The sequence below is a fragment of the Aeromonas sp. 600276 genome (assembly GCF_049175815.1).
GTDB lineage: Bacteria > Pseudomonadota > Gammaproteobacteria > Enterobacterales > Aeromonadaceae > Aeromonas > Aeromonas dhakensis.
The window spans coordinates 1-5,561 of record NZ_JAAKVU010000038.1 but is presented as its reverse complement, the minus strand read 5'-3'; the positions used below and the strand labels follow the sequence as shown (position 1 = coordinate 5,561).

General features: G+C 58.6%; 4 protein-coding genes. All 4 read left to right on the top strand.

The genetic code is table 11. The features are described 5' to 3' along the window. Positions 1-339 precede the first annotated feature (339 nt). The 4 genes from G5134_RS21175 (at position 340) to G5134_RS21160 (ending at position 5,401) form a co-directional block, all read left to right on the top strand. Positions 340-789, top strand: coding sequence for a pullulanase (locus tag G5134_RS21175; protein ID WP_005304399.1), 450 nt, complete (start codon positions 340-342; stop codon positions 787-789). A 213-nt stretch (positions 790-1,002) separates the two neighbouring features. Next, entirely contained in the window at positions 1,003-3,150 is a 2,148-nt protein-coding gene (locus G5134_RS21170; RefSeq protein WP_421232178.1) for an adenosylcobalamin-dependent ribonucleoside-diphosphate reductase, read from the top strand. A 10-nt stretch (positions 3,151-3,160) separates the two neighbouring features. Next, positions 3,161-3,844: an NrdJb gene (locus G5134_RS21165; protein WP_421232177.1), complete on the top strand. Its 684-nt coding sequence runs from the start codon at positions 3,161-3,163 to the stop codon at positions 3,842-3,844. A gap of 186 nt (positions 3,845-4,030) precedes the next feature. Then, positions 4,031-5,401: a PhoH family protein gene (locus G5134_RS21160; protein WP_017763817.1), complete on the top strand. Its 1,371-nt coding sequence runs from the start codon at positions 4,031-4,033 to the stop codon at positions 5,399-5,401. Positions 5,402-5,561 lie beyond the last annotated feature (160 nt).

Here is a 5,561-nt window from a genome sequence, read left to right as displayed (position 1 = left end):
AGCGCCGATGGTAGTGTGGCATTCGCCATGCGAGAGTAGGACACTGCCAGGCACCCAATTGAAGAAGCCCGCTCATTCGAGCGGGCTTTTTTATTGCCTGACATTCAGCCGTTTCTCCCCTAAGTGCAGTTCATCTGTTCGATCTGCAACCACCTTACTCACATTGCTTCTTGTGCGGTTTACCCATTACGGGGCTGATATTTGTCCATCAATTCAATTGTTGAGCAGAAAAAGCACGGAATGTGATGCCTCTACCTTTCTTGCGATGCCCGCTCTGCTTTAATTCGTCAGCCCACGTTCGATGGGCCAAGGAATCACAATAATCTGAGGAATGGACACATGTTCAAAAGAACAGTAACGATGATGCTGGCGGCGGGAACCCTGGTATTAGGCGGTTGCGCATCCAATGGCGGTGCAGAGCAGGCGGCGGACAACAGCGATTTCGGTGGCAAGTCCATCTACCTGCGCGGGGAGATGAACGACTGGATGGCAACCGATGCGAGCAAGGTGGTCAAGGTGGCCGACAAGCTCTATATGGCCAAGGGAACGCTCAAGAAAGAGTGGGCTCCTTACAAGTTCAAGTTCGCCGACTCCGGCTGGAGCTGTGGCACCAACTTCGGCTACAAGAGCCCAAGCGATGGCGTTGCCGTGCTGGGTGGCGAAGCCGTACCGGTCAATCCCTGCTCCAAGTATGAGGACATGAAGTTCTCACCGGATGCGGATGGTGTCTATGAGTTCTATCTGAATATGGCTGGAGACACCCCGACCGTATACGTCAAGAAGCCCTGATCAGCGACGGGAAGCAAGCTTCCCTGGCAATTAAATGACGCGATGTAATGCCCCGGACCAGTATCCTGCTGGCCGGGGCATTTGCTTGTGGCAGGCATGACTAGAAAGCGCAAATAATTACTATATATTGTGATTTTATCTTCCGTGTTGGCTATATGTAGTAATGGCTGTTACTGTCATGAGGTCGCGGCATATCCAGGAGGTTGATTGAAGATGGCTAAATCACATCCGGTGCGAGAGAGCGAAAGCGGCTTTCGTCAGATCCCTCTGCAGGAGACTTCCCTCGAGATCTGGGACAGCAAGTACCGGCTCAAGAGCAAGGACGGCACTCCCATCGATGGTGCCATCGATGACACTTACCAGCGGGTTGCCCGTGCTCTCGCCGCGCAGGAGCATGACTCTGATGCCTGGTATGAGCCCTTCCTGTGGGCCCTGCGCCATGGTGCCATTCCTGCTGGTCGCATTACCTCCAATGCCGGCGCATTCGAGCACAAGCCCGCTACCTCCACCATCAACTGCACCGTTTCCGGCATCATCGAGGATTCGATGGACGATATCCTCGGCAAGGTGCACGAGGCGGGGCTGACCCTGAAGGCCGGTTGCGGCATCGGCTATGACTTTTCAACCCTGCGCCCGCGCGGGGCCTTCGTCTCCGGCGCCGGGGCCCATACTTCTGGCCCGCTCTCCTTCATGGATATCTACGACAAGATGTGTTTCACCATCTCGTCGGCGGGAGGGCGTCGTGGCGCCCAGATGGGCACCATGGATATCCGTCACCCCGATGTGGTCGAGTTTATCCAGGCCAAGCGGGAGGATGGCCGCCTGCGCCAGTTCAATCTCTCCCTGCTCATCACCGAAGAGTTCGTCAAGGCGGTGAAGGAGGATGCCTCCTGGCAGCTTATTTTCCCCTACACCGCCAGGGAGGTGGGGCAGGATGGTATTGCGCTGGATGATCCCGCCCAGGTGGTCTGGGCCGACTGGCCCAACAAGGAGGGGGTTGTCGTCAACGCCTTGGGGCAGGTCGCCTGCAAGGTCTACAAGACCCTGCCGGCCCGCAGGCTGTGGAACATCATCATGACTTCCACCTACGACTACGCGGAGCCCGGTTTCATCCTGATCGACAAGCTCAACGAGATGAACAACAACTGGTTCTGCGAGGAGATCCGGGCCACCAACCCCTGTGGCGAGCAGCCGCTGCCTCCCTATGGGGCCTGCCTGCTGGGATCCGTCAACCTGACCCGCTTCGTGCGCGCTCCTTTCACCGAACAGGCCGCCTTTGACTGGCCCGCCTTTCGCAAGGTGGTAGCCATCTTTACCCGCATGCTCGACAACGTGGTGGAGATCAACCAGCTGCCGCTGGCCAGGCAGCGCGAGGAGATCATCAGTAAACGCCGTCATGGCATGGGCTTTCTCGGCCTCGGCTCGGCCCTCACCATGCTGCGGATAAGATACGGCTCTGCTGCCGCAATCGCTTTTACCGAACAGGTATCCCAGGAGCTGGCCATGACCGGCTGGCGCGAGTCCCTGGCCTTGGCGAAGGAGAAGGGCCCGGCACCCATCATGGAGCAGGAGTTCGAAGTGACCGGCAAGCTGCTGCGACTGCGCCCCGAGATGGCGGCGGATGGCATCAAGCCGGGCGACAAGGTAAAGGGCAAGGTGCTGCACGCGCGCTACAGTCGCTACATGCAGCAGGTGGCTGAGGTGGATCCCGCCCTGGTTGCCGAGCTGGCCGAAGTGGGGGGGCGTTTCACCCACCACAGCAGCATAGCGCCGACCGGAACCATCTCCCTGTCGCTGGCCAACAACGCCAGCAACGGTATCGAACCGAGCTTTGCCCACCACTACAGCCGCAACGTCATCAAGCCGGGCAAGAAGAGCAAGGAGAGCGTGGATGTCTACTCCTACGAGTTGCTTGCCTACCGCGAGCTGGTGAATCCGGCGGCCATGCCCTATGCCGAGGATGAGGCGACCCGGCTGCCGGACTACTTCATCACCGCCGACGACATCACGCCGGCGCAGCATGTGGACATTCAGGCGGCAGCTCAGCGCTGGATTGATTCATCTATCTCCAAGACCGCCAACGTGCCGACCGACTTTCCGTTTGAACAGTTCAAGGACATCTACCTCTACGCCTCGGATTCGGGACTCAAGGGTTGCACCACCTTCCGTTTCAACCCGGCAGCCTTCCAGGGCGTGTTGGTGAAGGAGCAGGATCTGGAGAAAACTCTGTACGAGTTCACCCTGGAGGATGGCTCAGTCGTCACGGCGAAAGGGAATGAGGAGATCGAATACGATGGCGAGCTGCATACCGCCGCCAATCTCTACGACGCCTTGAAAGAAGGCTATTACGGCAAATTTTGAGGACGAGTTCATGGCCAAGAAGATCGACGGGAAAATCGTCGCCTACCAGGTGAAAACCCGGGATGAGCCGCAAGCAGAGCCGGCCCAGCAGGACGCCGTGGTACAGATGCACGAGACAGTGCTGCGGCCGGAGCGACTGATGGGCACCACCTACAAGCTGAAGACGCCCGAGCATGTCTCCGAGCACTCGCTGTTCATCACCATCAACGACATAGTGCTCAATGAGGGGACGGTGCACGAGACCCGCCGGCCATTCGAGATCTTCATCAACTCCAAGAGCCTGGAACACTACCAGTGGATAGTGGCGCTGACCCGCATCATCTCGGCGGTGTTTCGCAAGGGGGGTGATGTCACCTTTCTGGTGGAGGAGTTGCGCTCCGTGTTCGATCCCAAGGGCGGCTACTGGAACAAGGGCAAGTACGTTCCGTCCCTTATCGCCGAAATTGGCAACGTGATCGAGACCCACCTCACCGAGATCGGCATGCTCAAGGTGGCCGGGCTGGATGAGCACCAGCAGGCGTTTTTGGCCGGCAAGCAGGCGGAGATCCAAGCCGCGCAAGAAGCCGACGAGCAGCAGGCTGGGAGTGGTTTTCCCCCCGGTGCGGCGCTCTGCTACAAGTGCCACAGCAAGGCGCTGGTGCAGAAAGATGGCTGCATGACCTGCCTTAACTGCGGCGACTCCAAGTGCAGTTGAACCCTTGAGGGCCAGTAAAGGCCAGCTGCTGTTTTTCTGCGCAAAAACGCGGGGTGCCCAAGTGATTTGTTGCGTGATGGTAAAATCGGGCGTAGCGTTGGAGGTAATAAAACTGTCACGGCCGTGTGGTTTCAATGACATCTGAGATTCACACACGTGGCACCTTCAGTGCCAAGGAGGATGCTTATGGACAATACGGACCGAAAGCTGTTTATCCTGGATACCAACGTTCTGCTTCACGAACCCCTCGCCATCTACTCCTTCAAAGAGCACGACGTGCTCATCCCCATGACGGTGCTGGAAGAGCTGGACAACATCAAGGATCGCCACAAGGATGTCAGCCGTGATGCGCGCATCGCCATCCGGGCGCTGGAGGACGTGTTCCGTGACGCGACACCCGAGCAGATAGTGCAGGGGGTGGCGCTGGCCGGCGAGGCGAGCGGCCACATCTCCATCTTCAGTGACCACCATCTGCCCCAGGATGCCGAGGTGTTCACCGACAAGGAGGCCGACAACCGCATCATCAACGCCGCCCTCTACCTGCAAAAGCATGAGCTGAAGCGGCAGGTGGTGCTGGTCACCAAAGACATCAACATGCGGCTCAAGGCCAAGGGGGCCGGGCTTGCCCACGTCGAGGATTATCGCAGCGACCAGTTGATCGATGACATCCGGCTGCTTGCCAAGGGCTTCCAGACGGTGCCAGGCAGTTTCTGGGAGCGGGTCGGCGAGTGCGACAGCGAGACCCATGGCCGCGATACCGTCCACGTCATCGATGCCAAGCTGCTGGAGGGGGTTCACGTCAACCAGTACCTGATCGATGAAGAGAACTTCTTCGCCGCCCGGGTACTCAGCCACGACAACCAGAAGATCCGCATCAAGGATCTGGGGCGCGAGCGACTGATGTCCCGCAAGGCGTGGGGGGTGCATCCGAAGAACGTCTATCAGGGCATGGCGCTCGATGCGCTGCTCGATCCACACATCGATCTGGTGATCCTGACCGGCCCGGCGGGCTGCGGCAAGACACTGCTGGCCATGGCCGCCGCCCTGGAGCTGGTGATCGAGAAGGGGATCTACGAGAAGGTGATCGTAACCCGTAATACTCCGGAAATTGCCGAGAGCATCGGCTTCCTGCCCGGTACCGAAGAAGAGAAGATGATGCCCTGGCTGGCTGCGGTCACCGACACTCTGGAGGTGCTGCACAAGCAGGACGAGAACATGAGCGGGTCGCTGAGCTACATCATGGAGAAGGCCAACATCCAGTTCAAATCGGTCAACTTCATGCGCGGGCGCAGCATCCAGAACACCTTCGTGCTGCTGGATGAGTGCCAGAACCTGACTGCATCCCAGATCAAGACCATCATCACCCGCTGCGGCGAGGGCACCAAGATCGTCTGCTCCGGCAACCTGGCCCAGATCGACTCCAACTACCTGAGCCCGGTGACCTCGGGTCTGACCTACATAGTCGAGCGTTTCAAGGACTTCGATGGCAGTGCCAACATTTTCCTGAACGGGGTGGTGCGCAGCAAGCTCGCCTCCTTCGCCGAGGAAAATCTCTGATCTTACTATCCATCCTTATATGAAAAGGGGAAGCCGACCGGCTTCCCCTTTTTTGATCCCGTTGCCGGTCACAGCTCCTTTGTGCGGCCAAGGTAGCGCAGCAGCCCGGGGTGATCGCTGTTTTGCAGTATGTCGGGTTTGCCTTGCAGGGCGATGCGCC